Consider the following 26557-nt stretch of genomic DNA (forward strand, 5'->3'; position numbering starts at 1 on the left):
CACCAACCTGTGACCAGCCAGAAGCGTTACCTGCCAACACATCCAGACCAGGATGAAAACGGCTCATTGTCCTGTGCAGGAGGCAACTCACGCAGCAGTCGAGTCAGCGGGCTACGGTCAGCTCGATCGAGATCGCCTTCAGCGTCGCGCAATGCAGGCAGAACAGACATCGAAGCGTACTGCTTCGCGGCGAGCATGGACTTCGCAGGATCCTCGGCACCGAAGATGGTCCACTCGTAGTCGTCGGGCGTAAGAGGCCGCGCATCTGCAGTGCCCAGAACCGCGGCCAGTGCTGCCTTGGGCCGAAACACGTACGTCAACCGTGCCACGTAAGGATCGGTCTCGATAATCGCGCCGTCGAGTTCGCTGCATGCGTCGATATCATCGTTGAAGTCGGTCAACTCGACTTCAACGGACACATCGACACCCTCCGCCAACGACGGTGCCCCGTCGTGCACATCGTCAGGCTGCAGCCGACGACGTCGATCAGGCAATCCAGGATCAAGCACCAACCGAAGCGCGTGAAGCAGATTGCTCTTGCCTACACCGTTCTCACCAAGGATGACAGCCGGAGTCGGAAACGGGGAAATCGTGACATCGTCGAAATTTCGGAAGTTGCGGATTCGAACCTTTCGCAGCTTCACGTGCACCTCATCCACCTAAAGTCGACGCCCAGCCGACACGGAACCAACATCATCACAGAGCTGAATGCCCAGGTAGTCGCCGCACACCGTCCATTCGTTACGTCAGAGAATCGGAAGCGATGCGATCTTGATCTAGCATCGCTGGCTGCGACGAGACCTCTCACTCCACCCCTGAAGCTCTTCCGTCGACTGCATCGGCTTCGGGCGAGCGATTCCACAGTTCTCGGTACTGCTGTAGTTCGTCCTCGGTGAGTTCGGGATCGCAGGTGATCCCGTACATGGTGGTGTCCCAGTCGCGGTAGCCGTCGTGGCGTGGAGTGAGCAGGACTCCGACGGACGTGAGCGTGTCCAGGTCCCCGCCGTGGGTGCCGCGTTCGTGGTGACGTAGCAGCAGCCAGGCTCGGAAGCCGGCTCGGGTTGCCTCGTCGAGTCTGGAGCAGACGCCGAACCCGAGTTGGGGCGCGGGGCTGGGGAACTGGTAGATCCGGAACTGCCACCTCACCTCGCGGTCATCGTCGACGTTGCGGGCGATGTCCAGGTTGTTCAGGAGCAGCCGGCCGAGTTCGGTACGCTGCGTGACGGGCAGCTGGTCGACCGCAGCCAGGACCTGGAGGCGGTGGGACTCTTCTGCGGCGTCGATCTCGGAGTTCGCGATGTCCTCGCACATGATCCGGACCATGCCGTGTGCCTCGTCATCGTCGCTGCCGGCAGGAGCGGCCGGTAGCAGTGGCGCGGAAACGCGTGTTCCCCGCAGGCTGATCGTGGGGTCCACCGGTCCGGGTTCCGCTCTCGCGTCCGCCGCGGCCAGTTCGTAGTACCGCTCGGGCTCGTGTCCGAGGTGTGCCCCGGTGGCGGCTACCCGCACGAGGTAGTCGATCACAGCTCGGGACGAGCGGAGCTGATGAAACAGGAACTCCCAGTCCCGCCTGGTCAGAGCCACTGTGGGTGTCCTGGTTCCCATGTCCGGCGCGGGCAGGTCCTCGGGGATCTCCGGGTGGTCAATGATCACCACGCCGGTCCAGTTCAATTCCGGCCCCGCAATCTCGATGGTGCGACCACGCCCGTTGACCATGGCGGTCGCCTTGCTCGCCACGCGACGGACCGTCCCGTCGACCTGCCGCCCGGCTTCAGCGATCTTCTTCGTCACCCACCTGACTTCCTTGGCCGGCTCTTGGGGCTCGCTGTCGCGGCTCTTCACCTGAACAACCAGCCCCTGGTCGCCGACGACGATGAGTCCGTCGCTGATCTCCCGTACTCCTCGCCCCTTCGCTTCGACCATCGGCACCATCACGAAGTCCGGCAATCCCCACGTCGCGGCGGCGTTCTGGGCGGCCCGTTCCGCAGCTGTGCCGCGTGATGAGAACCGGTTCAGCGGAGTCGCGGCCGGAATGATCCGTCCGAAGACGCCCTGTTCTGTGGTGACGAGCAATGTGGTGTGTTCGGAATCGATTACGACTCCGACACCGAAGTCGGATTCGGCCAGTTCACGCAGTTCCGCCGAAGACCAGAACCGCTCCACCACGCTCGCGTCGGTCCACGTCGCGCTGTGCTCGGGCGACGTCGGCAACCGTCGCGCTCCAGGAACCTCACCAGCCAGGTTCGCGAACATTGCAACCAGCCGGGCAACCGCGTCAAGGACGAGGTTGGTCCGGTGTTCGAAGGTGTCCTCAACATCCGCCGGTTCGAATCCCTCAGCAAACCCGAGATCGACGAAGCTCCCGGCCCCGCCGATCACCTCGACACCGGACTCATAGCCTACGAGCCGAAACCGGGCCACCTCGCGCTCGTCGACCACTTCACCGGGTGCGGCCAACTCGACGCTCTGCACCTCGGTCGGCCCGTCGACCGACACCTGCGGCTCCACAGGCGTCACCCACGCCCCGACCTTCGCGTCGTCGTCGAGCGCGGTCCGCCACTCCAGTAAACGAGCGAGCGCGGACCTGACGCTCCGCACGTTCGGGTTCTCGTGGGAGCCCCAGAAGGGTTGGGCATCAACCACAACCCGGTATTGAGTCCGCAATAGTCCGTCCACACATGACTCCTCGAGCAGTTCCGCGAAGCCTTCCTGCGAGTCCGACATCGGGAAGAACCGCGGCCGCTCCGGATCCCGGAGACGCTGCCGGACGGAGAACATCTGCACCGACTCAGCGATCAGCGAATCAAGGCACGCCCACAACTCGTCGACGAGATCCGAGTACAACCCCGTGAGGATCTCGCGAGCCCCTTCAGGCCAATGGGCCACAGCCACAAGACGACCCGCACCGTCGTCATCGACATCAGCCCGCGCCTCCACGAGACCAGCATCAAGCAGAGCTTGCCACTCGTCTGCCAACGCGGCCTTCAACCTGACAGCGGCACGAAAATGCCCAACCGCGTCCGGAAAGTACTCACCGACCACCATGGACGAACGTTATGTGTTCAGCGGACCTGAGGGTGTTCAACACGCCCGGCCTGACGCGTCTACGTCGCGAACGCCGTTAGCCGCTTTCGCGATCTCCTGGAGATCCTAACCTGCTACTCACCGGGTCAGCGAGTTCGGCGAGCACGTCGTTGTAGGCGGTCAGGTCTGGCTCGCCGTCGGCCCGGAGGCGACACGTTCGTCTGCGCGGGCCCATTGGACCGGCAGCCATGAGCACTACCAGCACCGGCATCTCGCCGAGAGCCCACGTGAGGTTGCCTGCGTTCCGTTGGCCGACGGTCACGTCGACGAGCCCCAAAGCAGCGTAGAAGTCCTGGCCCAGGACGGTGTTCGCGGAACCTCCTTCATCGTTCCGAGGGCTCCGTCGTCTCACCTCCAACGGCAAAGCCGGGCGGTCACCTCGACCAGTAAAGACTGACTGGCTGTTCGCCTCACCTACGTCGACGACGATATCGAGATGGGCCGTCTGGACGGGCTCGCGACGATTAGTCCCAAAGGCCGACATCCGAATCATTGAGGCGTACCCGGCACCGTCGTTCTGCACACTCAATCCAGCTGCATTTCCGACGGCGTCGCCGACGTCTCAAGGTCGACCAACTGACAGGATATCGTACGATCAGTGTCATCATGGAGGGGCGTGAGCCGTCCTGGCTCCAATCGGCGCCCTACACCGAGACTGGATCCGGCACAACCATGGCACCCCCAGCGGCCGACGATTCCCGGACGACGTAAATCCCGTTTCCGACTGGTTCGGAGGCCGCCACGATCCATCCCACATCGGCTTGCGGCCATTGAGTTGTCCTTGACCATCTCACACCCATTAGATCGAGCCCGCTCAAACTCGCCTCTCGCAGGTCAACCCCAATAAAGTCAGCAGCTAGTTGTTTCAGCTGATTCGTCTGTTGGGGACTGATGGTCCTCGAATCCAGCCAGCTCGCGTTCATCGGCGTCCGTTCGTTGATTTCGCGCAGCAAGTTCTCGACCTCGAGTTGCACGGACCTCGCACATACCAGTTGAGCAAGTTCGTGAGCCTCGTCTTGTACATCAGCGAGGTTGCGAGCAACAGCTTTGACCTCGTCCGGGATTAGTACAAGTTCGCGGACAGGGCCGGCGGTGAAGACATCGAGGCGGTCGAGGGCACGGTTGCTGGTTAGACGGACGAGGCTTTCGACAGCGCCGATATCGTCTGCAAGGTCCAGAGCGCGGTCCAGGTCACGGGCTTGATCCCGGACGAGGCCGAGGTCGTGGACACCAACCCGGTCTTGAGCGCGGCCAAGCTTGCGTTCGAGATTGAGAACGCGGAGAAAGTCGTCGTCGAGAACATGGTCGAGGACGCGGTCAAGGCACTTCACGAGATCGTCCGTATCGGCACGGGTGCGCTCAAGCGCGTGGACGAGTTCGAGGACATGGTGAACTGCGCGGTCGAGGTCACGGCGGCCGTGGATGAGGCCGCGTTGACGAGTGCGGTCGCGGAGAAAGTGGAGGTCAGCGGCTCGATCGACCGCATGGTCGATCTTTCTGATGGTGGTCAGGTGGAGGATCTCGGTGTTGAGGGCGAGCAGGCGTAGATGGTGTCGGTGGGTCAGTCGGACCATGGGGGCGGCCGAGAGCCAGCTCAGCAGGCCGGTGAAGTCGTCGAACTGGGAGGGAAGTGCCAGATGTCGCTTGTGAGGAGGCAAGATCGCGGCCAGGCCCGCGGCCAGCTTGAGCCCGTTTGCGAGGTCGGCTCCCATGTCTCGATACTGGCCAGCCAGCTGGATCTCACGAAGGCCGACGTCGAGTTCCAGAGCGGCAAGGAGGTTGGCTCCCATGTCGCGGTGCTGGTCAGCGAGCCAGCCATCAACCAGAGCCTCGTCAACCATGTAGAGGGGATCGTTGGGTTCGGACGTGGTTGTCATCGCTCCTCCGCCCGCATGTGGGCCACGACGGCTCGGCGCGCCTTGTAGAGGTTGGCGCGCACAGCCTCGGGAGTGAGCTGCAGTTCTTCGGCGATCTCTGTGGGTGTGTAACCCTCGTAGGTCCAGGCGAGGACTTGCCGTTGCCGGGGCGGCAGCTTGTCGAGCAAGCGCAGCACGTCATAGCGTTGCTCGATGGCACGGATGTCGCTGCTCGTCAGCAGGCTCGATGCGCTTCCCCGCTGGAGAGCAGCGTCGTCAACGAGCTGCTCACGTGGGCCGTCCGCGATGTGGCGACCCCAGCGGCGAGAAGCCACTTGACGGGCCCATGCGGCGGGTTCCCGAACCGAGGACCAGTGCCGATACAGCTGGAACATCGTCTCCTGCGCGATGTCGGTCGCGTCGGCAACCGGGGCGCCTTGCCAACACAAGAAACGCACCAGCGATGGCATGAACTGCGAGTAGAACTCGGCGAACGCAACGTCGTACTCACACTCGGGCGCACCGAGACGATCCTCCCCCAACGGTGGCGCCTGTACCGGCGGCTCGGACTCTGACGAATCACCGATCATCACGGAACCTGACTACCGTCAAATCGAGCACCGAACCGTCGCCACGCCGCTCCAGTAGTCGGCCACCGGTCCGTTGCAAGTGAGCCGCGAGCTGCATCACCGTCTGGCTGCGGTGCTGCTCAGTACGAACCTGCCAGCGTGCCCGAAACCACCACACCAGCAGGCCAACCACAAGCCGGAGCGCTATGCACACCAGAACAGCGTCAACAACATCCATACACACTAAGAGTCTTCGCAGTCGTCCAGCGTGAACTTCGAACTCCAGTTCCATGAAATTTACGACGCACCAAGGATTCTGACCAGGCAGACCCTACGTACCGATGTCCACATCGTGCCCTGTGCTACAGAGAATGCGAGCAGAACCCATCAGGATCTAATCCGAGCCTGTCAATAACACTTTTGTGTGAAACACGGCCGATGACTGCTGTGATATTGGGCGGCCTATCAGCCTGCTGGTACGAGGTCACGTGCAGTGCGCCTGTAACCAGGCACTTAACCCCAAGGTGGACTTTGGCGGCTCGATCACCTCGGCCATCGCCCTGTCCCGCCGGTCAGCGGGCATACGGTTGGTCGGCGCTCTTCAAGGTGGGGAGCGCGTTGGTGAGGGTTCGGGCGTAGTGGCGGAGGAGGTTGGTGAGCTGTAGCGCCTGGTTCATCAAGGCTTCGATGGCCTCCTCATCGTCGGAGTCAGAGTCCTCGAGTTCATTCGCCTGGTGCAGCGCCGCGACGGCGCCTTCGACCGCGCGTCGCCTCGGCCACCGCATCGGTGGTGGATGCCGGCACCCCTCGACTTGATAGCAGACTGGCCAGCTCATCCGCGGTAGGCAGACCGGGCACACCATCCTCGATCCAGGCGTCACCCCACAGGCGGCGCCGACGACCTTCCGGCGTCGCATCCTGCTTCACCACAACCCGCTCATCGTCGCCATAACGGAGCTGCAAACCGACACGCGAGGCATTTTCTGCCGCCAACGTGGCCATGTCGCGGTCAGAGAACCCACCCACTGACGTGGTCGCCATGTTGGCAGCCAACCGGGTCAGGGCGCGGTCAGCTTCAGCAATGTCAGGGAGGTGTTGCAGGTCGTCCTCGTCGAACCAGGCTGTCGGATCGGCCGCCGCCACGCGAGCGGGGTGAACGCGCCGGCCGGTGAGCGCAGCGACTACTGCCAGGGTTGCTACGTCAGCCCACCACGCGGCAAACTCCCGGGCCGCTGTGCGATGTGCCCGAGCGACGTCGACGGCGAACGTGTCCCGCAAGCTAATCAGCGCGTACTGCGGGTCTGGCAGACCTCGTGTACGTCCGTCGGCTATGCGTTGCTCAAGCATGGCCTCTGCGGCATCCGACAGTGCGTCCATTCGAGCGTCGGCGGCCTCTGCCTCGGCGATGACTTCCTCTGCGGCGACGGCAAGTTCAGCCAGTACTTTCTCGATGGAGTCCCGTCCGAACCAATGTCATCGGACCCTGACGACGCAGCGGTGTCTTTTTGTGTCGGCCGATCCATGTCAACCTCTACTTACTTCTTGTTTTCGAGTTCAGACAGCTGTTCGCGCAAGGTATCGACTTGTCCTTGTGCCTGACGGAGGCGTCGTTTCAGGGTTTGACGAGACGGCCGCTTCGGTTGCCTGGGTTCCTTCGGTGTTGCCGCGCGAGGGACGAGCCAGCCGATGCGCTGGTAGGCCACGATCGATCGTACTCTCGGGCAGGTGTAACAGAGCCGTTCCGGTTGAGGTAGCGGCCATCCTTGCGCGAGCATTCGCCTCGCGTGTTGACGGTCGCGTTCCTTCCACACATCGGGGTTGGCCGCCCAGTACTCCTCATAGTCGTCCGTCATCTCGCGTTGTCGTTCAGCGCTTACCGTGGCGGGGCCGTCTTGTGGCTTCCAAGCCGATTCAGTCCAGACAAGATCAGTGACATGCCCGCACGACAATGTCACTGTCCAGAATGCATCGGCATGCGGCTCATCATGACGGAGCGCCGCCCATATCTCTGGGTCCATTCCATGTCTCGGTTCCACTGGGTCAGCCGGTAACGTAATTTCTCGACGAGTTCCCCACTCGGAAATCTCCCGATAAGGAGCTTCGGGTGCGTCCTCATGTGAGCAGCGCAGCTGACCAACCGGCAATTTGGCCGTATGCCCCAGGTCCAACCATTGGACTTCCGCAGGCAGGCGATCATCGCCGGAGATCATCACCTCTGTGACACAGTCACAGTCGAGCTGGACTCGCCACCGAAAGAACTCCTCTGGGGCCGACGCCCAGAACCGCCAGAGGAATTCCGGGAACTTTGCGCGCCGTTTGGCGTTCGCTTCCTGATATTCCCGAAGTACCTCTTCTCTCGGTCGAGCCTTCCCCGGAAGCCGCCGCGCCTTGGCCGCGGGAACGGCTCCGGCAGTCTGCGACACATGGGGTTCCAGGCCAACGTGTTCATGGGCCATGCGGGGGCTACCTCCTCGCGACAGGTCAACATCCTGACACGAAGGGAAGGAACACACGAGAGTGGGCACTGGTGGCACCTGACAGGGTCGGTGCGAAAATTTCCGCAGGCACAGCTGACACAGTCAGCGAGAAACATGTTCGAGTCGAACAGACGTTGCTGCCACTAACAGAGGACAGGTCCCTTGAATAAGGAAAAGAAAACACAGCCAAACTGGCGGTGCTCATCGACGCCGACAACGCGCCTCCCACGATTAGCGAACGACTGTTGGCCGAGGTCGCCACGTACGGCGCCGCCCATGTCAAGCGCGCCTACGGCGACTGGACCAGCGTGGCTCTCAGGCGCTGGAAAGATCATCTGCTCGCACAGCCCATCCAGCCTATCCAGCAGTTCGCCTACACCAGCGGCAAGAACGCCACCGACTCCGCCATGGTCATCGACGCCATGGACCTGCTGTACACCGATCGTTTCGACGGGTTCTGGCTGGTATCCAGCGACAGCGACTTCACAAGGCTGGCGGCCCGCATCCGCGAATCCGGACTCACCGTCTACGGCTTCGGCGAACGTAAGAGTTCCTAACAAAGTTGATCTTCGGGTCTTCTGTCTGGCGTGTATGTTGATCTATGATGTTCGGCCGTGAGGCGTGGTGAGCAGCCACCGTGGATCGTGCCGGACGGGTTGTGGCAGCGCATCGAACCGTTGCTGCCCAAGCCCGTGCTACGGAACCCGCGGTATCCGGGTCGGAAGAGGATCCCGGACCGGCAGGTGTTGTGCGGGATCTTGTTCGTGCTCCATACCGGGATCCAGTGGGAGTTCCTGCCCCAAGAACTGGGGTTCGGGTCGGGCATGACCTGCTGGCGGCGCCTGGAAGAGTGGAACCGGGCTGGGGTGTGGCAGAAACTGCACGAGGTGTTGCTGGCCGAGTTGCACGGCGCCGGGAAGTTGGACTGGTCCCGCGCGGCCATCGACTCCTCGCATGTTCGGGCTGCGAGGCGTGGCCCAAAAGTGGTCCGAGCCCGGTTGACCGCGCCCGCCCGGGCTCGAAGCACCACGTCCTGACCGAGGGCGCCGGTATCCCGCTGGCGGTGTCGCTGACCGGCGGCAACCGCAACGACGTCACCGAACTCGAAACGCTGGTCGAGGCGATACCGCCGGTGCGCGGCCGCCGAGGCCGGCCGCGACGGCGACCGGACGAGCTGTATGGCGACCGCGCCTACGGCCACACCAAGTACCTCAACATGTTGCGGGCCAAAGGCATCCGACCACGCCTCGCCCAACGGGGCCAACCCCACGGCTCCGGCCTGGGCAAACACAGATGGGTGGTCGAACGCACCATCGCCTGGTATCACGGGATGAAACGCCTACGCATCCGTTGGGAACGCCGCGACGACATCCACGAAGCCTTCCTCGGCCTCGCCACCTGCATCATCACCTGGCGACACGTCACCCGACTCTGTTAGGAACTCTAAGACTCCAAAGCCGTTCGTGGCGGCATGCGACAAGTTCATCTACCTCGACAACCTCAGCTACACCAACACTCCCGCCCCGGCCGACACGGCGCCCTCCCGGAAACCAGCCACACCAGCGGCCCAACTCAAGAGCGACGCCGCCCTGGTCAGCCTGCTACGAAACGCGCTCGAAGCAGCCTCCGGCGACGATGGCTGGGCACCCTCGCCTCGGTCGGCCACATCACCACCAAACAGCGCCCCGAGTTCGACTCGCGTACCTACGGCTACGCCAAACTCAGCGACCTGATCACTGCGACCACCTTGTTCGACAGCGAGAGCCGCAGTCCCGGCGACGGCAAACCCGGCGTCCTGTTTGTCCGCGACATGCAACACCAACGCAAGAAACCCCAATAATGATTGCCCCACACCGCCAGGTGAGTGAAACATCCACACAGAGTCGAGCCGTCAGTAATCACTTCTGACGTATCGTTAATACGTCCGCGTGATCTTTTGTTCACCGATGTGGCGGTAGAACGTCATGAAGATCCAGTCGATGCTTGAGGCGACGGTGTCGCCGCCTCCGCGATTGGCATCAAGCCGATCCCAGGAGACGGACTTGGGGGAGGAGCACCTTTGGGTCGGCATACGGGGAGTTGCGCAACCGCGAAGAACCACGTGTGCCATTGCGCAGGGTGCGCCGGTGCACGGCATCGCTGGGTGGGCTGCGTCGAGATGGCGAGGGAGTCCAGCGGAACCCGACGCGAGAGCTTCAGAGACAACGTCGACAAAGCGTGGAATACCTCCACCAAGCCACCTCCGAAACGACGTCGTACGAGGCCGACAAAGAAGGCACAGGAAGCGGCTACCGACTCCGCGTTGGTCGATCTTGTGGACTGGATCGCGCTGCATCCCACGGTCACCGACCAGATCGCGGGCATCGCAAGCATGCTCGACAAGGAAGTCGTTGCCGAACTCGATCGGTCCTTTGACGATGCCCATCGAGATGACAGGCGCCGTGCTCTGGCGGATCACTTCTGGTGTGACCTGCTCGCGGCACTCGCTCACATGCTCGAAGAGTGCCAGAAGCAACTGGACAAGATTCCCGACCGTGTGACGTCGGCGATCATCGCCGCCCGGGAAGCACACGGCCAACGCTCCGCGATCGATGATCTCCACGTCAAGATCGCCGTGCATCATGCGTGGAAGCTGATCCAGAAGATCCCGTTCGTGGCTGCCGTGCTCCCGAGCGTCGAAGAGCCTCTTCGAGCTATCCGGATCTTGGCGGTGATGATCTGCCCCGCGCCTGAAGATCACCGCGAAGTAGCGAAACACTGCCTGCACCCATTGACCGGTGAGTGCGTCAACAACCTCACCAAGCAACGCCTCAAGGAGGCGCTGCCGGACGACTGGATGTCCTGAAGCCCGGCTCCAGCACAGGCGTCGACACGTACGAAGAATCGGCCGAACCGAAAGGTCCTATTCAGCCAGGATCTTGTGTCGGCGTGTCGGCGTGTCGGCGCTTCTCAGCACCTGCGCCAGGCAGACTCACGGTGGGTCGAGGCGACGATTGCAGCAGACGAGGTTGACATGTCCGCACTACAGTTCGAGGCCGCCTCATGGCTGCCTTGCCCCAACTCACCTGAAGAACACCAGGCCGGCGTAGACGCGGTAACGCGCTGGGTTCGACAGCAAGAGCGGCGCACCGGGGCCCGGTCCGTACTTCTGACCGATACCTTCGGCGTCGACGACGAGATCAGCGCTATCGGCCCCTACCAGCGGGGCAGCACCTACTTCAGCGCCCGCAACGGCGGACCAGCAACCCGCGGGCCGGTGCTGGTGTATCGGCCCACCCGGAGGTTGTTGAAGGTCGCGCAAGGCATGGCGCTCTCCGCGATCTGCGTATGGGAACTCGTCCCGCCAGTGCTGGGGTGGGCCGGTCAGGTCCACGCACTCAATCTCAGCACCGGGCAGACGACTGTGCCGCATCCGGCTCTTGCTGATCACCTCGACAGGTTGGTCTGGGCTGGGAACAACGGCTATCACGACAAACCCGGACGACGAGATGCCCGCCGAATCCTGGGTGAGATCGCTGACCAAGGACTCCTTGACCAGGACATCTCCAGCGCTCTCGCCGCTCACGGCCTCTCGACCAGCGCGCTGGACAACGTCGACAAGTTCATCACGTCCCTGAGCACAAGGAAGGGGCTCGTCATCTGACGAGCCCCTTCTGTCATACAGCGCAGCGGAACCCTATGTCCCGACCTGATCGAGCCTGGCCCTCAAGATCCTCTTGCGGGTCTCGTATGCATCTCGCTCGGCCTGTGTCGTCTTGTCGCCACGCTCGACGAGGTAGGCCGCAGTGCGGGACAGGCTGGTCATCTCGGTGACCGGGGTGTGCTCGGGCAGGTTGGCCGAGACCATGCGGTCGTCGATGCCCCCGTGGCGGGCGTTGTGCCGGGCACCGCTGTTGTCCTCCAGGTGCCGTAGGCACCATTGATCGAGGTCGGCTGCGGTCTCGTCGGGCTCGGTGGTGCCGTCTGGCATCCGGCTGGACAGGAACCGGCCGGTACGTTCCCACGGCCGGTTGAGGGCGTCCTCCCAATCGCCGATCACAGGGGTGTACTGGTCGCGGGCCTGGTCGGCGGTGAGGTTCACGGCTTCGGCGATGTCGTCCCACCGGCCGCCTCGCTCGCGGGCGTAGACCACCGCCCGGTTCAGGACGTCCTGGACCATGGAGACTAGGCGTGCGGCGTGGTCGACGTAGTCGTAGGCGTCGCCGAACTCGTCGCTCACGGTCGGCACTCCCCCTGCAGCGAACTCGGCGGCCTCCCGGTAGGCGAAGGACAACGCCAGCCGGGCCAACGCCCGCCGTGGATGGGTGGTGTCGGCCGGACCAGGCGGGACCGGCGGGAGCTGGGCGGTCATCCCACACCCCCTCGCACCCGCTGCTGTTGGTCGGCGGGCGGGATGCGGCCCTCGCTACGCCACTGCCGCAGCACGGTGCGGCCATAGTTGTTGGTGCCCGCCACCCGGTCCAACTCAGCGCCGGTCGGAGTCCGCCCGTCGGCCTGCTCACGCTGGAAGTGCGACCACATGATCTCCTGGGCAGTTGGCTCGGCCGTCGACGCGTCGTGCGGTGAGACTCCAGCGAGAGTGATCACATTCGCGGTCTCGCCACCACTCGCACCACTGGTCTCGACGACGCCCTCGTGGTCTCGAACCGGCGTCGGAATGGTCGTTCCAGCCGCAGTCGCGGTCTGGTCAGTCTCGGGTGCGGCTTGCTCGGTGATCGATGTGGCCTGCGCGGTCTCGGTGTGCTGGCGAGAGTTGGGACCGTGGGCCAGCAGCTCGACGGCCAGCAGCAGCGCCACCGGCGGCCAACCCGCCACCAAGATCGGCTGCAGGGTCAACGACGGGGCCGCGGAGATGTTAGCGACCAGCGACACCGAGATGCCCAGCCAGAACGACACCCACACCGCAACCCGCCCCCGGCGACTGAGCTGCTCAGCCTTGAGCACCCCGACCGTGGCCAGCACCAGCAGACCATCCACCGACAACGGCCACAACGCCGCGCCAAGCGAATCGGAACCACCGACTCGGGCGTAGTCACGCTGGTGCTGATACGACGCGTACGCCGCCACACCAGCAACCAGCAAGGTGCACACACGCCGCACCCACTCCTCGGCAGACACCTGCTCGCGTAACCCAGCCGACTCGGTCATCGCGGTCATCGGACGTCACCGCCCTGGCCGCGACGGCGACGTGGGATCTCCACCGTGGCGGAAACCAGCAGCTCACGTCGGGTACGGTTGCGTGTGGATGCAGTTCGAATCGCGCCGGGGGCACCACCGCAAACCATCCCTGACCAGCGGGTTCGACCTGCGATGACGCCCTGAAAAATGATCATGCCGAGTCCGGGTCCGTCCGACTGGAACTGGCGGAACCCGGGTGATCGCCCCCATACGCCCCCCGTTTTGGGTCCGTGAAGGGTGCCGGTCCTGATCAAGCCCGCGACGCCGTGTCGATCGGCGTCGACCCGCGCCTCGACGAGGAGGACTGCGCCGCCGTGCTGCGGATCGGGGCGGCCTGGCCACGGGGACTCGTCCGCCATCTGGGGCCCGGACGCCGTCTTCGGCCACCGGGTCGAGGTCCCCGGGGACGCGCCGGTGGCCGACCGGATGCTCGGGTTCCTCGGCCGCTTTCCGGCGTGGCCGAACTGACACGGACACCGTCACCGGGCCTCGCCGACCTCGGCCACCGGTGGTGGCGTCGTGGTGGCGGGCACGGTGCGACGGCGCCGCGACCAGAGCCACGGCGTGCCGGTGGCGACCACGCACACCACGCCGGCCACGAGGATCCCGGTGTCGGTCCCGAGACCGCTCACGGTGAGACCCGCGAGCACGGCACCGATCGGGATGCCCACGAAGGTGATCGCCGTGCACACACCGAACGCCCTGGTCTGCAGCTCGGGCGGCACCCGTTCGTAGAGCATCGCGCCGAGCACCGGGTTGACCGCGGCCAGCGCGAGACCGGACAGGAACGAGACGACGCAGACGAGCACCACGTCGTGGGTGAGGCCGAGGACCAGCAGCCGCGGCGCGCAGGCGAGCAGCGCGCCGAGCATGAAGGTCCGGTACATGGGCACTTTCGGCGCGATCGCGGTGAACACGACGCTGCCCAGCACCGCACCGGCCGCGAACGCGCCGAGCACGAGCCCCAGCGCCTCCGGCGTGTGCAGTACCTCCTCGACCCACAGCGGGACGAACACGGCGATACCGGCCTGGTTGAACATGTTGATCACGAACAGCATCGCGATCATCCCGGGCAGCAGGTCGTCCCGCCACAGGACGCGGAACCCACCCCGCAGCGCGACGAGGTACGGCTCCCTGGTGTCCGGGGTCTGCCGGGTGAACGCGTCCTCCGGCAACCGCACCAGCACCGCGACGACGAGCGCGCACAACGCGAACGACGCGGCGTCCACCCAGATGGCGCCGAGCGGGCCGGCCCAGGCGATGAGCAGCCCGCCGCCGGCGCTGCCCAGCAGCATCGCGGTGCGGGCGAACCCCTCGTAGGCCGAGGTCACGCGGATGAGCGCGATCCCGGCCTCCTCGGCGAGCGGGCGCAGCATCACGTGCTTCACCCGGTCGCCGAGGCCCCTGGTCGCACCGGCGACCGCGACGAGCACGAGCAGCGAGCCGAACCCGAGCTGTGGTGCGGCGGCGATGCCCGCCATGGCGAGGGCGCTGGCGGTGTCGGTGACGATCGTCGTGCGGCGGACCCCGAAGCGGTCCGCGAGGGGTGCGGCCAGCACCCCCGACAGGACGTAGGGCAGCATCTCCGCGGCCGCGACGAGACCCATCTTCGTCGCGCTGCCGGTGGTGACCAGCACCAGCCACGGGATCGCCACCATCGACACCCTGGTGCCGAGCGCCGACACCACGTCGGCGGCGAACAGCGCGACGAACCGCCCCCGCGCGCCCACGGGCTAACCGCCGATCCCGACCGGCGGGTGCGCGGCGGCGTACCACGCCCGCAACGCCTTCTTGTCGATCTTGTTCGCCCTGGTCAGCGGCAGCGCGTCGACGAACTCGACCGTGCGCGGCTGCCACATGTCGTTGAGTTCCTCGGCGACCATCGCCGACAGTTCGTCGCCGGTCACCGTCGCGCCGTCGACCGGCACGACGTAGGCGTGTACCACCTCGCCGATCGCCGGGTCGGGCACCCCGATCACCGCGGCTGCCCGCACCTGCGGGTGCGCGGCGAGCACGTCCTCGATCGGGCGGGAGTAGATGTTCCAGGACCGGCGGTGCGTGATGATCATGTCGGTGGCGCGGTCCACGATGTACAGGAAGCCGTCGGAGTCGAGGTGTCCGATGTCGCGGGTGCGCACCCAGCCGTCGACGATCGTCTCGGCGGTCAGCTCCGGCTGGCCCCAGTACCCGGCGAAGGTCAGCCTGCCTGTGGTCCAGATCTCACCGTCCACACCGGTCGGTACCGGCCTGCCGTCCTCGTCGCGGATCTCCAGCCGCGCGTCGGCGTACAGGGTGCCGGCCGACCGGATCCGCCTCGGGTGCTCGGGATCGTCGGTCAGCCCCGGCAGCGCGGTGATCACTACCGACTCGGACAGGCCGTAGACGATGCGGATCACCGGCCCCCACAGGTCGATCGCCTGCCGCAGCCGCGACGGGGCGGCCGGGCCGGCACCGACGTTGAACGTGAACATCCCGCTCATGTCGGTCGTCCGGGCCGCCGGGTGGTCCAGCACCTCGTAGAGCATCGGCGGTGACATGAAGGTGGAGTTGATCCGCTCGCGTTCGACGGCCGCGAGGAACTTCCCCGGGGTCCACGCGTCCTCGAGGAACAACACGCCACCGGTGAACAGGTTGATGAACGCCGTGCCCTGCCCGCTGACCAGCCACATCGGCGAGCTGGACACGTGGCGCAGCACGGGCGCGCCCGCGGCGACGAACTGCTTCTCGGAGATCGCGAGCAGTCCCTGGAAGAACGAGTGGCGCAGGTGCACCAGCTTCGGTGTGCCGGTGGTGCCGCTGGTCTGGAAGACGGCCTCCGGCTCGTGGTCGGCCGAGATCAGGTCGGCGGGGTCCGCGGGGGCGGCGCTCTCCTGTTCTACGAGCAGGTCGGGGCCGTGGCCGCCGGGACCGAGGCAGAACACTGGCACCGCGAGGGAGTCACCGATCTCGGCGGCGAACTCGCCCTGTGTGCGGGGGTCGTAGATGAAGGCGTCGGCGTCGCACCGCGCCACGTAGTCGAGGATCTCGCGACGCGCGGTGACCGGCGCGACCCAGAACGATCGGCAGCCGAGCACGTGGACGGCGAGTTGCAGAATTGGGCCTTCGAGCGGGTGCGCGACCATTATCAGGACGTTCGCGCCCGGCCGGACGCCGGATGCCCGCAGAGTGGCAGCCATTCGGAGCACCAGGGTGCGCAGTTCGTTATACGAAAGACGCCGGTCGTGCTGGACGAGCGCCTCGCGGTCACCGTAATCGGCGAACAGTTCCAGCGCCCTCGTCACATACGTCGACGTCCGTTCGGTCACGATACCCATGCCCACCCCGCTGGTCCATTCGGCGAAATCACGCGTTGTGACGAGCTCTCGATCGGGACGAGAGAGTACCTGCCGGGAAGGCGGCATTGCCAGGATCGATTGCCCTTGCGGGCAATGAAGTCAGACGACGAACACGGTGCGTGGCCGGTCCGGGGTAGCTGCATGCCACCGGTGAAACGCGCTGGGTTTCCGCGTAGTGCGAATGGGTTGGAATGACTGCTCTGGTCATACGAATACTCTGGTGCCGTTCGCGAGCAGGATTGACCTCGAATCGGCGCGGTGGCTACGTTCCGGGCCCACAACCGGTGCTGCCGCCACCGGGCGTGCTCAAGGCTTTCCTAGAGGTTCCACCGAATGAACAACCCGAGAATGGCGGTCGCGATCTCTGATCGCCACGGGGCTGCTGGCCGCGGTCAACCTCGACGGTGCTCGTCGCCGGCGCGGCGAAGCCGAGGCGCGGCACGGCTTGGCCGCCAGCTCGCGTCAGCAGGTGACGGCCATCGCCGCGGTCAGCAGGGCATCGATGCTCTTACCGATCGCGTGCCGGTCGGGCTTGTCGGGCCGGAGTTGGTCCGCGGCACCGGACCCCGCGTCGCAGGGGCAAGGCCCTCTCTGCAGAGGCCGGTCTACACCTGGTTCAGGGTGCGTGACTGGGCGCCGACCACCGCTCACTGACGGAGGGACGCGAACCGTATGTCGCCGTGCGCGCCTACGCTTCGCGTTCGCTGTTCACGGCGCGACGTTCTACCGAGTCCATCTCTCGCACCGCGTCTCGCGCCTCCTGCACCTGCTCACTATTGACAGACATCGCTCTTCCCCAAGAGTCGATCCACTGTTCAACGTCCAGTGTGCGCTCGAGTCGCACCAGGGGCACCGCCACAACCACGCCTGACCTGGCCATTCAACCTGCGGCAACGCGTCAGAAGATGATCATTCCGCATCCGGTGATCGCCCCCCATACGCCCCCCGGGCCGGGTCGGCGGGCTGCCTGCTCGGTGCCCGCGACCATAAGGGGCGTCTACGCAGCACCGGCTTCACCGACCGCCCTAGACGAGCTGCTGGGCCCGTGCAGCGCACGCCGGTGGCGCTCCGTGACGAGCGCGAACCGCGCCGTATCGGCCGAGCGGACCGCCGCGATGAACGTGGCCTGGCCGGCACCCAGCGGTCTGGCGTCGGTCACGTTCATCAGTCCTTCCACCGGTGCGAGGGGGCTACCAGAACTGACGACGTGACGGAGGATTTCTGATCGGTGAAGCCGCCGGCACGGGCCCGGATGGTCGGGGTGCTCCAGGAACTGTGGGGCGGTCTCAGCCGTATCGCTCGACGAGCGCGTTGCCGATCGAGGCCAGGTGGTCTCGCACCCCCGGAGGGCCGGTCACCTCGATCCATTCGACCAGCCCGGCAAGCTCGCCGGCGAGCACGTACTCGTCGCGGCCGCGGATCACGACCTCGATGCGGCCGTCGGTCGTGGCGCCTCCCACCTCGAGCCGACCGCCGAACGCCATCCGGAGCAGGGCCATCCCGTGGGGCGCGCATACCGCCTGGATCTCGAGGGGCGTTCGCTTGCGGTCGACCTCGTCGGCGATCTCGCGCCAGCTCTCGGCGAGGTCGAAGTCCTCGGGTCGGTGCACGGGCTCGTCGGTCGGGTCGGCGGACGACACGCGGTCGATCCGGAATGTTCGCCGGCCGGTTTCGGTGTTGGAGACGAGGTACCACGACGGACCTTTGGCGACGATGCCCAGCGGGTGGACGGTTCTCTCGGTTTCGGTGCCTGCGCGGTCGACGTAGCCGAGTCGCACCTGGACGCCGCGGATCACCGCGTCCTGGAGTTCGTCGAGGAAGCGAGGTGGTCGGGGCTCGACCCGACTCGACCCCCATCGTTGTGGGTCCGTGACCAACGACGACGCTGCTGCCTCGGCCTGCGCCCGGAAGGGCTCCGGCAGGGCATGGACGAGCTTGCGCAGAGCTGCTTTCACGGTCGGCGTCGCGGCCGAGGCCTGACCGGCAACCAGGAACAGGGCGCGGGCCTCACGCACGGTCAACCCGGACAGGTCGGTGCGGGCGCCGCCCACGAGGCGCCAGCCGCCGCCTCGGCCCTGCATGGAGTACACGGGCACCCCGGCCATGGCCAGGGCGTCGAGGTCGCGGCGGGCGGTGCGCTCGGAGACCTCCAGCTCTCGGGCGACCTCTGCTGCTGTGACCTGCTCGCGCTGTTGCAGCAAGAGGAGGATGGCCACCAGCCGGTCGATTCGCACCCCGACAACACTTTCACATAAACCGGTCATGGGGTGACCGGTTTGGTCGGCAAGATGGCGACATGACCTCCCCGACGAGTCCCGCTACCCACGACCGGGTCGGTCCCCGGCCCATCTGGGGTGTGCCGACGCTGTCTTCGGGCACCTTCGTCGCCTGATCACACCGAAAATACGAAGAGGAATGCATGTTCAATCCAACCAATTTTCCCAAGTCCACCCTTGTTTCAGTCAACGGCGTGGAACTCGAAGTCTTCGAAGCAGGCCGACGGAATGCGGGAAAACCCATTGTGCTCTGCCACGGCTGGCCAGAGCACGCCTTTTCCTGGCGGCATCAGATGCCCGCCCTTGCCGCAGCGGGCTACCACGTCATCGTCCCAAACCAGCGGGGTTATGGCAACTCATCCCGTCCGGCCGAAGTAACAGACTACGACATTGCACACCTGTCGGGTGATCTCATCGCACTTCTCGATCACTACGGATACGAAGACGCCACCTTTGTCGGTCACGACTGGGGCGCAATGGTCGTTTGGGGACTGACCCTACTGCATCCAAACCGTGTCGACAAAGTGATCAATCTGAGCTTGCCTTACCAGGAGCGCGGAGAAAAACCCTGGATCGAGTTCATGGAAGAAATACTTGGCGGCGACTTCTACTTTGTCCACTTCAATCGACAGCCAGGCGTCGCGGACGCGGTATTGGAAGAGAATACTTCCCGGTTCCTCCGCAACCTGTACCGAAAGAACGAGCCACTGGGAGAGCCGGCGCCAGGGATGGCGATGATCAATCTCGCCAACGCGGAAACACCACTGGGCGAGCCCTTGCTGAGCGACAACGAACTGGCTGTTTTCGTCTCCGCCTTCGAAACGTCGGGGTTCACGGGCGGCATTAACTGGTACCGGAACCTCGACCGCAACTGGCGCTTGCTGGCGGACGTGAACCCGATCATCCAACAGCCCACGCTCATGATCTATGGCGACCGGGACGCAGTTTCGAAGTCCGAAAGCCTGAAGGAGTTCGTGCCCAATGTGGACGTGGTCAATCTGGATTGCGGTCATTGGATCCAGCAAGAGAAGCCGGAAGAAACAAACCAAGCGATTCTGAAATGGCTGGAACAGCAGGGTGCTGTCTAGCCGCGTCAAGCAGCACGCGTCGGACTGCGTCGTGCTCGGTTGTCGCTCAGTGACGGATGCGCGCCGGTAGCCGGAACCGGGTGAGGTCGGCGGTGAGGAAGGCGGTCACCTCGGTGACGTGGCCGCCCTGGATCGTGAGGACGTCCAGGCCGCCGGGCAGGTACTGTCCGGCGGCCTGGTCCCACATGTAGGTGCCGAAAGCCAGTTGGCCGTTGGCTCTGGTGGGCAGGAATCGCCAGCGAGACCGCAGGGGCCCGCGGAGAAGGAAGTCGTGGATCTCATCCCTGCCGCGATACCACTCGGGCAGCGGCGGCATCGAGTAACGCGCGTCGTCGGCGAGCATGGCGACGATCGCGTCGACGTCGCCGCGGTGCCAGGCGTCGGACCAGCGGGTCACGATCGCGCCGATCGCCTCGTCACCGAGGTCGCGCAGCACGGTGTGCTGGGTCGGCGCGGCCGAGCCGATCACTTTCCGGGCTCGCTGCAGGGCGCTGTTCACCGATGCAGGGGATGTATCCAGCTGCTCGGCCACCTGGGCCGCGGAGAAGCCGAGCACGTCGCGCAGGATCAGCACTGCCCGCTGGATCGCGGTCAGGTGCTGCAGTGCGGCGACGAACGCGAGCTCGACGCTCTCGCGGGCGAGGTAGTGCGCCTCGGGCGAGGTGCTGGGGTACGGTTCGAGCCAGTTGATCTCGGTGGCGGGTGTTCCGGGGTCGACGTCGACGGGCAGCTCGCGGCGGCCGCGCCTCTCGATCGCGGTAAGGCAGCGGTTGGTCGCGATCTTGTAGAGCCACGCTCGAACAAAGCCGCGGTCGTCGAGATTGCCGACGCTGCGCCACGCTCGCACGAGCGATTCCTGCAGCGCGTCCTCGGCGTCCTGCAGCGAGCCGAGCATCCGGTAGCAGTGTGCCTGCAACTCGTCATGGTACGGCGCGACCAGACGATCGAACGCGTCGACGTCGCCACCGCGAGCGGCGGCGACGAGGTCGCCAGGCGCGGTCACACGCCCATCCCGCACGGTCGCCGCCGCTGCGATGAATTCCCGCGATGCCGTGGGTTCCACCTGTACAGCGTATCGACGAGGAGGAACCGACCATGACCGACGAACAGCAGATCCGCGACCTCATCGAACATTGGGCCAGCGCCGTCCACAACGGCGACCTTTCCGCCGTGCTTGCCGACCATGCCACGGACATCGTCATGTTCGACGTCCCGCCGCCCGAGCAGGGCGTGCGCGGCATCGAGGCCTACCGCGAGACCTGGCCGGGCTTCTTCGAGTGGCAGGCGTCCGGCGCGGTGTTCGAGATCGACTCGCTCGACGTCACAGCAGGCACGGACGTCGCGTTCGCCGTCGCCTTGCTGCGGTGCGGCACGCCCGCGGACCTCGATCGCGACCCCGAGCATCGACTGCGGCTGACTGTCGGCCTCACCAAGGTGGCGGGCCGGTGGGTCGTCACGCACGAGCACCACTCGTTCGCGGACACGACCGGGACGCCGGAGGTCTCCGATGCCGAGGTCCGGGCGGTGCACGAGCAGTGGTTCGACCGCACGGCGGCGAAGGACCTCGACGGGCTGATGGAGCACGTCGCGTCGGACATCGTGTCCTATGAGCACACCGGACCGCTGCGGTACACCGGGATCGACGAGGTCCGCGAGGTGTGCCGTCGCGGCCTCCAGGCGTCACCCGGGCCGATCGAGTTCGACATCCCCGACCTCACCATCCGTGCGTACGGCGACCTGGCCGTGGCATGGGGACTCGACCGCGTCGTGGCGGACGGCGTCGAGATCCAGTCCCGCGGGACCCGTGTTTTCCAGCGGCGCGACGGCGTCTGGCAGATGATCCACCAGCATCTGTCCGTGCCGGCGCCGGGCGACTGATCGCGCCGGGGCAGCGCCGGCAGCGGCATCACGTGGCTCTCGACCGCCCGCTTCTGCCACTGACGGAGCTGCCCCGCGGCGCACTGTGATTCGGCGCGGCGGATGAAGCGATCCCATGCCGTTCCTGTTCCAACGCCAACGACCTTTCCATGCTTGCCCACGTGGGACCCGTCGATGATCTCCACCTCCTCACCGACCTGCAACACGCGCGCTGACGCACCGATCGCCGGCAGCCGCTGAAGCGGCACCAAGGATTCGCAACTCAGCTCGTGGCGTGTCGAGTTCCTCGAAAATCAACAATTCGATCCACGGTTGAGATCACCGGGATTGAGTCCGCCGGTGTCGAGGGTCGCCGTCCCCATCGTGAGCGGCCGGACACACCCCGTGGTGCTCTGCGGTCGCCGCGATCACGTTTTGGGAAGCGGAGCGGATGCGGCTCCCACTGGCCTTGGATGTCCGTCTCCGGCTGCCTGAGACGGCTGCTCCGCCGGTCCTTTCGACCGGTTCAGCCCGTCTCACGCTCGGCACCGACCTGTACATGGGAAAGCCCGAGTTCGCCGCCAACCTGATTGGTTCGCCGGCCGCGTCGAACGCGGGTGACCGGCTGTGCTCGGGCCGGCCGAGCCAACTACCGCACGTCCGCGACCTGCTCGCCAGGCTGAAGGCGGCGATCATGGCCGGTCGTTCACTCCCGACAGCCATGCAGGACAGGCTGATCACGGAAGCGGACGCGCTGACCCCGGACAAGCCGTACGACGTCCACATCCTGGACACCTCCCACGTCGGGTTCCTGTACCGCGCACCGGAGGTGGCCGCCATCCTCGCTCGTGGCGACCGGGCAGCACCTGAAGCCCGCCCGCGGCGATGAGTTCGTCCTGTCCGAATGGTCGGTACCTGGTGATAGTCGTTCGCCACGAGGAGTGATGACGGTGACCGAGCCGAGAGGGCAGTTCGTCACGGAGTTCAGTGAGCCGGGCAGCACGGCCGTACCCTGGACCGACGTCGAGCAGGTGCTGCGGGAGTCGGAGATGTTCTGGCTGTCCACCGTGCGCCGGGACGGACGCCCGCACGTGGCGCCGCTACCCGCGATGTGGCTGGACGGCAAGCTGCACTTCTGCACCGGAGCACACGAGCAGAAGGCCCGCAACCTCGAGTCAAACCCGCGCTGCGCGCTCACCACCGGCTCGAACTCCTACCGCTCAGGCCTCGACGTGGTCGTCGAGGGCACCGTGGCGCGGATCGGTGACGAACCGACGCTGAACCGGCTGGCACGGATGTGGCGGGACAAGCTCGACTGGCCGTTCGAGGTGGTCGACGGCCAGTTCCGCGACCCCGGCGGCGATGACCACCGGGCAGCCGTCTTTGCCGTGACACCGGCCAAGGTGCTGGCCTTCGGCAAGGCGCCCCACAGCCAGACCCGCTACACGTTCCAGGCATCCCGAACCACCCCGACGCCCGCACCGGCCCAACCGGCCGCCGACGACTGGTTGGAGGGCCACCGGTCCGGCCTCGACGACGTGGACAGCGGCTGCTGACCGGCCCGGGTGAGCGGGCTGTCGCTCAATATCCAGTGTCGGGGACCAGGTGAAAGATGACCCCGTCGACATTCACGCGGTCGGGGGTCCCGGCGTCCGGCGGGTAGCGATCTCACGGCACCTGTCCCACATCGTGCTGCCCCGGCCTCTGTTCCCGTCCTGTGCCATCTGCGCCCCCTCGTTCGCCTCCGTGTGCCGGCCTTCGCCCCCCAGACCCCACAAGCAGCGCCACGCCGTGGAATGCGGCATCAACCTGCTCAAACGCTACCGAGCAGTCGCTAACCCGGTTCGGCAAACTCGCCGTCCGCTACGAAGCCACCGTCCACATCGCCGCGATCAACGAATGGCTCTGACCCACTTCGACACAGGCCCTAGTGCGCTGGGATGTCGGGCTCGTTTCGCTGCAGGGCGAGGAGTTGCTGGAGGTGTTCGACGACGAGCAGTCGCACCTCATCGGGTGCGACGACCCGGAAGGGCACTCCGAGCCGGAGAAGGTAGTCGGCGATCCACTGCGCGCTGGGCCCGCCGAGCCGGGTGATGGTGGTCTCGGGGCCATCGGCGCGGTGCCGGGCCACCGTCGCCGGGATGAGCGCGCGCACCGCGGTCAGGGGACGGGGGATCGCCACGTCGGCATGGACCTCGTAGGGGGTGCTGGTGATCGCCGCCTCGACCATCGCGGCCGCGTCGACTTCCGGGCGCCGTGGATCTGCCCGGCCGGTGACGGTGACGTCGCGGATCCGGTCGGCACGGAACACGCGCCAGTCGTCGCGGGTGAGATCCCAGGCGACGAGGTACCAGCGGTGCGCGGTGCGGACCACCTGGCGTGGCTCCAGTTCGCGGTCGCTGCCGCTGCCCCGCCGGTCGCGATAGGACAGGCGGACGCGCTCGCCCGCCCGGCAGGCACCCGCGAGCCCTGCCAGGACCACGGGATCCACCTGCCCCCACGCCGTGGCCTCCGGTGCGTCGCCGGCCTCGGCGACCACGGAGTCGAAGCGGCGCAGGGAATCAGCCACCCGCCGCGGCAGGGACCGCTGAAGCTTCACCAACGCGCCGAGCGCCGCGTGGCCTTCACCGCCGGGACTGCGCCAGGCCAGCTGACGCAACGCGATCGCCGTTGCCAAAGCCTCATCGTCGTCGAGGCTCAAGGGCGGCATCTGTGTGCCCTGGCCCAGCCGGTACCCACCGTGAGGCCCGGTCGCCGCGTCGATGCCGTAGCCGAGCTCCCGCAGCTTCGCGATGTCCCGGCGCACTGTCCGCTCGTGGATCCCGAGACGCTCGGCGAGTTCGGCAGCGGTCCACTCCGGACGGGTCGAGAGCACCGTGAGCAACCGCAGCAGGCGATGTGAGGCGCTGAGCACACCACGAGGATAGCGAGAATTCCGGGCCGAACCTGTCCGGAACTCCTCGTACCGTCGCAGACGAGGCGCAACAGGGCACCTCGACGTCTGCTACGGAGGTACGCAGCACATGGGTCAGCTCGACGGCAGGACCGCGGTGGTCACCGGGGGCAGCTCAGGCATCGGGCTCGCCACCGCCCGGCGGTTCGCCGAGGAAGGAGCGCACGTCTACCTGACGGGCCGCCGCGCACCGGAGTTGGCCGCGGCGGCGGAGCAGATCGGAGAGGGGGCGACGCCGGTGCGCGCCGACATGGCCGAACCGGCCGACATCGCCCGGCTCATGGACACGATCACCGCCTCCGGAGAGGGAATCGACGTCCTGTTCGCCAACGCGGGCGGCGGGTCCTTCGCGCCGCTGGAGGAGGTGACCGAGCAGCACCTCGACCAGATCTTCCGTACCAACGTGCGCGGTGTGGTCCTCACCGTCCAGAAGGCACTGCCCCTGCTCCACGAGGGCTCCTCGGTCATCCTGAACGGATCGACGGCCGCGTTCACCGGCACACCGTCCTTCGGCGTGTACGGGGCGTCGAAAGCGGCCGTGCACGCACTGGGCCGGGTCTGGGCCAACGAACTGGCCCCGCGCGGCATTCGCGTCAACACCCTTGCCCCCGGCTACATCGAAACACCAGGGCTCCTCGCCGACGCCGGTGACGACGAGGCCGCTCGCACCCGGCTGCGGAGCCGGCTCGCCGAGGGGGTTCCACTCGGGCGGCTCGGACAGGCAACCGAAGCCGTTGAAGCCGCGCTCTTCCTGGCCACCAACGGTTTCGTCACCGGAGCCGAACTCGTCGTCGACGGTGGCGAAAGCCGCCGACGCTGACAACCAGCAGCAGAGAACTCGGGAGAACTCGCATGGACATCACAGCCACCGAAGCCATTCCGGCGACCGCGCACCTGCACGCCGCCGACACGCCCGAGCTCGTCCGGGCACCCGCCGCCACGTTCGTCTCCACCACCGGCAACGGACGCCCTGGCACGGACAGCTTCTACCGCAAGAAAGCGCTCGTCGCGGCGATCGCAGCCGCCCTGCCGCGGTCGAACGGCGCCGTTGACGTCGTCGAGATCCTCTACCACTACCCCACCGACGCCGCCCCCGTCGAGATCGCCGACTTCTACAGCGTCAACCCCATCGACATGCTCGAATACCGCGTGCTGGCGCAGGTCGGCGACGACACCACGGCCGAGGACCTCGCGTCCGCGCGCCGCGCCGCCCCCTCGGCCGACGACGACCTGACGCTCTTCACCCTGCCCGAACGACTGGTCGTGCAGGTCACACACCACGGCCCCTTCGCGGAGGAGTTCGGCACACTCGCGCGGCTGGGTGCCTTCGCGTCGGCTCGGCACCTGCGGCGCGTCGGCGCGCACCACGAGATTCACCTGGATCCCTTCACCGCCACCACCCCTCAGGAGCACCTGCGCACCATTCTGCGTGACCCCGTGGCCCCCTAGGTCATGCGCCGGACGGACTGCTCCAGTCCCCCGCGGATCTTGTCCATCGTGGATGTGTAGGCGTCGGGCAGGTCGATGTCGAGACGGTCGGCGAGCACGAAGACCCACCACAGGCACTCGGCGAGCTTGTGCCGCAGCTCGGCATCCACATCGCCGTCGATGTCCCACGTGCGCTCGGCCGCGAGCACCAGGCGGCCGACGTAGGCCGCGTCGTTGGTGAAGCCCACGGCGAGTTCCGGCAGCGTCCACGTCCTGCCCAGCAGGCGCTGCTCGAGCTGTTCGTAGAGTCCGCGCACCTGCCGTGCCCGTGCCTCCGCGTCGGTGAGCCCGGCGTCGTCACGCTCTTCCTGGTCGGTCATCACAAGCTCCTCTCGAATCTTGCCCAACGGTAGCCGTCAACCCGGACGCTTCCGGTCCTGGAAACGGCCCGCGACC

25 protein-coding genes are annotated in these 26557 nt (G+C 66.1%); 11 read left to right on the forward strand and 14 right to left on the reverse strand.

The window, feature by feature from the left end; genetic code table 11:
- Positions 1 to 26: 26 nt before the first annotated feature.
- From ACFPCV_RS38285 to ACFPCV_RS38310, 6 genes are all read right to left on the reverse strand, one after another.
- Entirely contained in the window at positions 27 to 650 is a 624-nt protein-coding gene (locus ACFPCV_RS38285; protein ID WP_378062403.1) for an AAA family ATPase, read from the reverse strand.
- 154 nt (positions 651 to 804) lie between these two features.
- A complete protein-coding gene (locus ACFPCV_RS38290) occupies positions 805 to 3045 on the reverse strand; it encodes a hypothetical protein (RefSeq protein ID WP_378062405.1) in 2241 nt (746 codons plus the stop codon).
- 683 nt (positions 3046 to 3728) lie between these two features.
- Positions 3729 to 4961 (reverse strand): hypothetical protein, encoded by a 1233-nt coding sequence (locus tag ACFPCV_RS38295; protein WP_378062406.1) that lies wholly within the window; start codon positions 4959 to 4961, stop codon positions 3729 to 3731.
- Complete coding sequence (locus ACFPCV_RS38300; RefSeq protein WP_378062408.1) at positions 4958 to 5530, reverse strand: RNA polymerase sigma factor; 573 nt, start codon at positions 5528 to 5530, stop codon at positions 4958 to 4960. The genes ACFPCV_RS38295 and ACFPCV_RS38300 overlap by 4 nt, the downstream gene beginning before the upstream one ends.
- Positions 5520 to 5747, reverse strand: a complete 228-nt coding sequence (locus tag ACFPCV_RS38305) for a hypothetical protein (RefSeq protein ID WP_378062409.1) — start codon at positions 5745 to 5747, stop codon at positions 5520 to 5522. Before ACFPCV_RS38305 ends, ACFPCV_RS38300 begins: the two co-directional genes overlap by 11 nt.
- A gap of 485 nt (positions 5748 to 6232) precedes the next feature.
- Positions 6233 to 6652: a hypothetical protein gene (locus ACFPCV_RS38310; RefSeq protein WP_378062410.1), complete on the reverse strand. Its 420-nt coding sequence runs from the start codon at positions 6650 to 6652 to the stop codon at positions 6233 to 6235.
- A 1531-nt stretch (positions 6653 to 8183) separates the two neighbouring features.
- Here ACFPCV_RS38310 and ACFPCV_RS38315 point away from each other — a divergent pair.
- The 5 genes from ACFPCV_RS38315 (at position 8184) to ACFPCV_RS38335 (ending at position 11629) form a co-directional block, all read left to right on the forward strand.
- Positions 8184 to 8543, forward strand: a complete 360-nt coding sequence (locus ACFPCV_RS38315) for an NYN domain-containing protein (RefSeq protein ID WP_378062411.1) — start codon at positions 8184 to 8186, stop codon at positions 8541 to 8543.
- Positions 8544 to 8627: 84 nt separating this feature from the next.
- Positions 8628 to 9424 (forward strand): IS5 family transposase gene (locus tag ACFPCV_RS38320; protein WP_378062471.1). Its coding sequence is split into 2 segments (ribosomal slippage): positions 8628 to 8964 and positions 8964 to 9424, totalling 798 coding nucleotides; the frame shifts between segments, so codons are not numbered across the junction.
- 33 nt (positions 9425 to 9457) lie between these two features.
- Positions 9458 to 9826, forward strand: a complete 369-nt coding sequence (locus ACFPCV_RS38325; RefSeq protein ID WP_378062412.1) for an OST-HTH/LOTUS domain-containing protein — start codon at positions 9458 to 9460, stop codon at positions 9824 to 9826.
- A 462-nt stretch (positions 9827 to 10288) separates the two neighbouring features.
- A complete protein-coding gene (locus tag ACFPCV_RS38330; RefSeq protein ID WP_378062413.1) occupies positions 10289 to 10831 on the forward strand; it encodes a hypothetical protein in 543 nt (180 codons plus the stop codon).
- Positions 10832 to 10999: 168 nt separating this feature from the next.
- The gene (locus ACFPCV_RS38335) at positions 11000 to 11629 is read left to right on the forward strand and encodes a hypothetical protein (RefSeq protein ID WP_378062415.1); all 630 of its coding nucleotides are present in this window, start codon (positions 11000 to 11002) and stop codon (positions 11627 to 11629) included.
- A gap of 33 nt (positions 11630 to 11662) precedes the next feature.
- On the opposite strand, the gene ACFPCV_RS38340 is transcribed toward ACFPCV_RS38335, so the two are convergent.
- From ACFPCV_RS38340 to ACFPCV_RS38360, 5 genes are all read right to left on the reverse strand, one after another.
- The gene (locus ACFPCV_RS38340) at positions 11663 to 12337 is read right to left on the reverse strand and encodes a hypothetical protein (protein WP_378062417.1); all 675 of its coding nucleotides are present in this window, start codon (positions 12335 to 12337) and stop codon (positions 11663 to 11665) included.
- Positions 12334 to 13143, reverse strand: coding sequence for a DUF2637 domain-containing protein (locus ACFPCV_RS38345; RefSeq protein ID WP_378062419.1), 810 nt, complete (start codon positions 13141 to 13143; stop codon positions 12334 to 12336). The genes ACFPCV_RS38340 and ACFPCV_RS38345 overlap by 4 nt, the downstream gene beginning before the upstream one ends.
- A gap of 500 nt (positions 13144 to 13643) precedes the next feature.
- On the reverse strand, positions 13644 to 14894 hold the full coding sequence (locus ACFPCV_RS38350; RefSeq protein WP_378062421.1) for an MFS transporter: 1251 nt from the start codon (positions 14892 to 14894) through the stop codon (positions 13644 to 13646).
- Between the two features lie 3 nt (positions 14895 to 14897).
- On the reverse strand, positions 14898 to 16478 hold the full coding sequence (locus ACFPCV_RS38355) for an AMP-binding protein (RefSeq protein WP_378062423.1): 1581 nt from the start codon (positions 16476 to 16478) through the stop codon (positions 14898 to 14900).
- A 1307-nt stretch (positions 16479 to 17785) separates the two neighbouring features.
- Entirely contained in the window at positions 17786 to 18733 is a 948-nt protein-coding gene (locus tag ACFPCV_RS38360; RefSeq protein WP_378062425.1) for a helix-turn-helix transcriptional regulator, read from the reverse strand.
- Positions 18734 to 18918: 185 nt separating this feature from the next.
- Between ACFPCV_RS38360 and ACFPCV_RS38365 the strand changes: the two genes are divergently transcribed.
- On the forward strand, positions 18919 to 19863 hold the full coding sequence (locus ACFPCV_RS38365; protein WP_378062427.1) for an alpha/beta fold hydrolase: 945 nt from the start codon (positions 18919 to 18921) through the stop codon (positions 19861 to 19863).
- A gap of 46 nt (positions 19864 to 19909) precedes the next feature.
- Here the strand turns inward: ACFPCV_RS38365 and ACFPCV_RS38370 are convergent, their stop codons facing one another.
- Positions 19910 to 20866 (reverse strand): sigma-70 family RNA polymerase sigma factor, encoded by a 957-nt coding sequence (locus ACFPCV_RS38370; protein ID WP_378062429.1) that lies wholly within the window; start codon positions 20864 to 20866, stop codon positions 19910 to 19912.
- 92 nt (positions 20867 to 20958) lie between these two features.
- Here ACFPCV_RS38370 and ACFPCV_RS38375 point away from each other — a divergent pair, with 92 nt between their 5' ends.
- The 3 genes from ACFPCV_RS38375 to ACFPCV_RS38385 all read left to right on the forward strand — a co-directional run bounded on the left by ACFPCV_RS38375 (position 20959) and on the right by ACFPCV_RS38385 (position 23276).
- Positions 20959 to 21741, forward strand: coding sequence for a YybH family protein (locus ACFPCV_RS38375; RefSeq protein ID WP_378062431.1), 783 nt, complete (start codon positions 20959 to 20961; stop codon positions 21739 to 21741).
- 538 nt (positions 21742 to 22279) lie between these two features.
- Positions 22280 to 22609 carry a hypothetical protein gene (locus ACFPCV_RS38380; RefSeq protein WP_378062433.1) on the forward strand — a complete coding sequence of 110 codons (330 nt, stop codon included), beginning with the start codon at positions 22280 to 22282 and terminating at the stop codon, positions 22607 to 22609.
- 61 nt (positions 22610 to 22670) lie between these two features.
- Complete coding sequence (locus ACFPCV_RS38385; protein ID WP_378062435.1) at positions 22671 to 23276, forward strand: pyridoxamine 5'-phosphate oxidase family protein; 606 nt, start codon at positions 22671 to 22673, stop codon at positions 23274 to 23276.
- 371 nt (positions 23277 to 23647) lie between these two features.
- Here the strand turns inward: ACFPCV_RS38385 and ACFPCV_RS38390 are convergent, their stop codons facing one another.
- Complete coding sequence (locus ACFPCV_RS38390; protein ID WP_378062437.1) at positions 23648 to 24634, reverse strand: helix-turn-helix transcriptional regulator; 987 nt, start codon at positions 24632 to 24634, stop codon at positions 23648 to 23650.
- 109 nt (positions 24635 to 24743) lie between these two features.
- On the opposite strand from ACFPCV_RS38390, the gene ACFPCV_RS38395 reads away from it, so the two are divergent.
- Positions 24744 to 25493: an SDR family NAD(P)-dependent oxidoreductase gene (locus ACFPCV_RS38395; protein ID WP_378062439.1), complete on the forward strand. Its 750-nt coding sequence runs from the start codon at positions 24744 to 24746 to the stop codon at positions 25491 to 25493.
- Between the two features lie 32 nt (positions 25494 to 25525).
- Positions 25526 to 26122, forward strand: coding sequence for a hypothetical protein (locus ACFPCV_RS38400; RefSeq protein WP_378062441.1), 597 nt, complete (start codon positions 25526 to 25528; stop codon positions 26120 to 26122).
- Here the strand turns inward: ACFPCV_RS38400 and ACFPCV_RS38405 are convergent.
- Positions 26119 to 26481, reverse strand: a complete 363-nt coding sequence (locus tag ACFPCV_RS38405; protein WP_378062443.1) for a nucleoside triphosphate pyrophosphohydrolase family protein — start codon at positions 26479 to 26481, stop codon at positions 26119 to 26121. The genes ACFPCV_RS38400 and ACFPCV_RS38405 overlap by 4 nt on opposite strands.
- Positions 26482 to 26557 lie beyond the last annotated feature (76 nt).

The sequence above is a fragment of the Actinophytocola glycyrrhizae genome, assembly GCF_042653545.1.
In the GTDB taxonomy this organism is placed as follows: domain Bacteria; phylum Actinomycetota; class Actinomycetes; order Mycobacteriales; family Pseudonocardiaceae; genus Actinophytocola; species Actinophytocola glycyrrhizae.

Excerpts from the sequence above, each read along its gene's own strand:
- ACFPCV_RS38380 (WP_378062433.1), top strand. The coding sequence starts at position 22,280 with ATGGGAAAGCCCGAGTTCGCCGCCAACCTGATTGGTTCGCCGGCCGCG.
- ACFPCV_RS38365 (WP_378062427.1), top strand. The coding sequence starts at position 18,919 with ATGTTCAATCCAACCAATTTTCCCAAGTCCACCCTTGTTTCAGTCAAC.
- ACFPCV_RS38395 (WP_378062439.1), top strand. The coding sequence starts at position 24,744 with ATGGGTCAGCTCGACGGCAGGACCGCGGTGGTCACCGGGGGCAGCTCA.
- ACFPCV_RS38305 (WP_378062409.1), bottom strand. The coding sequence starts at position 5,747 with ATGGATGTTGTTGACGCTGTTCTGGTGTGCATAGCGCTCCGGCTTGTG.
- ACFPCV_RS38295 (WP_378062406.1), bottom strand. The coding sequence starts at position 4,961 with ATGACAACCACGTCCGAACCCAACGATCCCCTCTACATGGTTGACGAG.
- ACFPCV_RS38375 (WP_378062431.1), top strand. The coding sequence starts at position 20,959 with ATGACCGACGAACAGCAGATCCGCGACCTCATCGAACATTGGGCCAGC.
- ACFPCV_RS38290 (WP_378062405.1), bottom strand. The coding sequence starts at position 3,045 with ATGGTGGTCGGTGAGTACTTTCCGGACGCGGTTGGGCATTTTCGTGCC.
- ACFPCV_RS38355 (WP_378062423.1), bottom strand. The coding sequence starts at position 16,478 with ATGGGTATCGTGACCGAACGGACGTCGACGTATGTGACGAGGGCGCTG.
- ACFPCV_RS38335 (WP_378062415.1), top strand. The coding sequence starts at position 11,000 with ATGTCCGCACTACAGTTCGAGGCCGCCTCATGGCTGCCTTGCCCCAAC.
- ACFPCV_RS38325 (WP_378062412.1), top strand. The coding sequence starts at position 9,458 with ATGCGACAAGTTCATCTACCTCGACAACCTCAGCTACACCAACACTCC.
- ACFPCV_RS38400 (WP_378062441.1), top strand. The coding sequence starts at position 25,526 with ATGGACATCACAGCCACCGAAGCCATTCCGGCGACCGCGCACCTGCAC.
- ACFPCV_RS38300 (WP_378062408.1), bottom strand. The coding sequence starts at position 5,530 with ATGATCGGTGATTCGTCAGAGTCCGAGCCGCCGGTACAGGCGCCACCG.
- ACFPCV_RS38340 (WP_378062417.1), bottom strand. The coding sequence starts at position 12,337 with ATGACCGCCCAGCTCCCGCCGGTCCCGCCTGGTCCGGCCGACACCACC.
- ACFPCV_RS38345 (WP_378062419.1), bottom strand. The coding sequence starts at position 13,143 with ATGACCGCGATGACCGAGTCGGCTGGGTTACGCGAGCAGGTGTCTGCC.
- ACFPCV_RS38405 (WP_378062443.1), bottom strand. The coding sequence starts at position 26,481 with ATGACCGACCAGGAAGAGCGTGACGACGCCGGGCTCACCGACGCGGAG.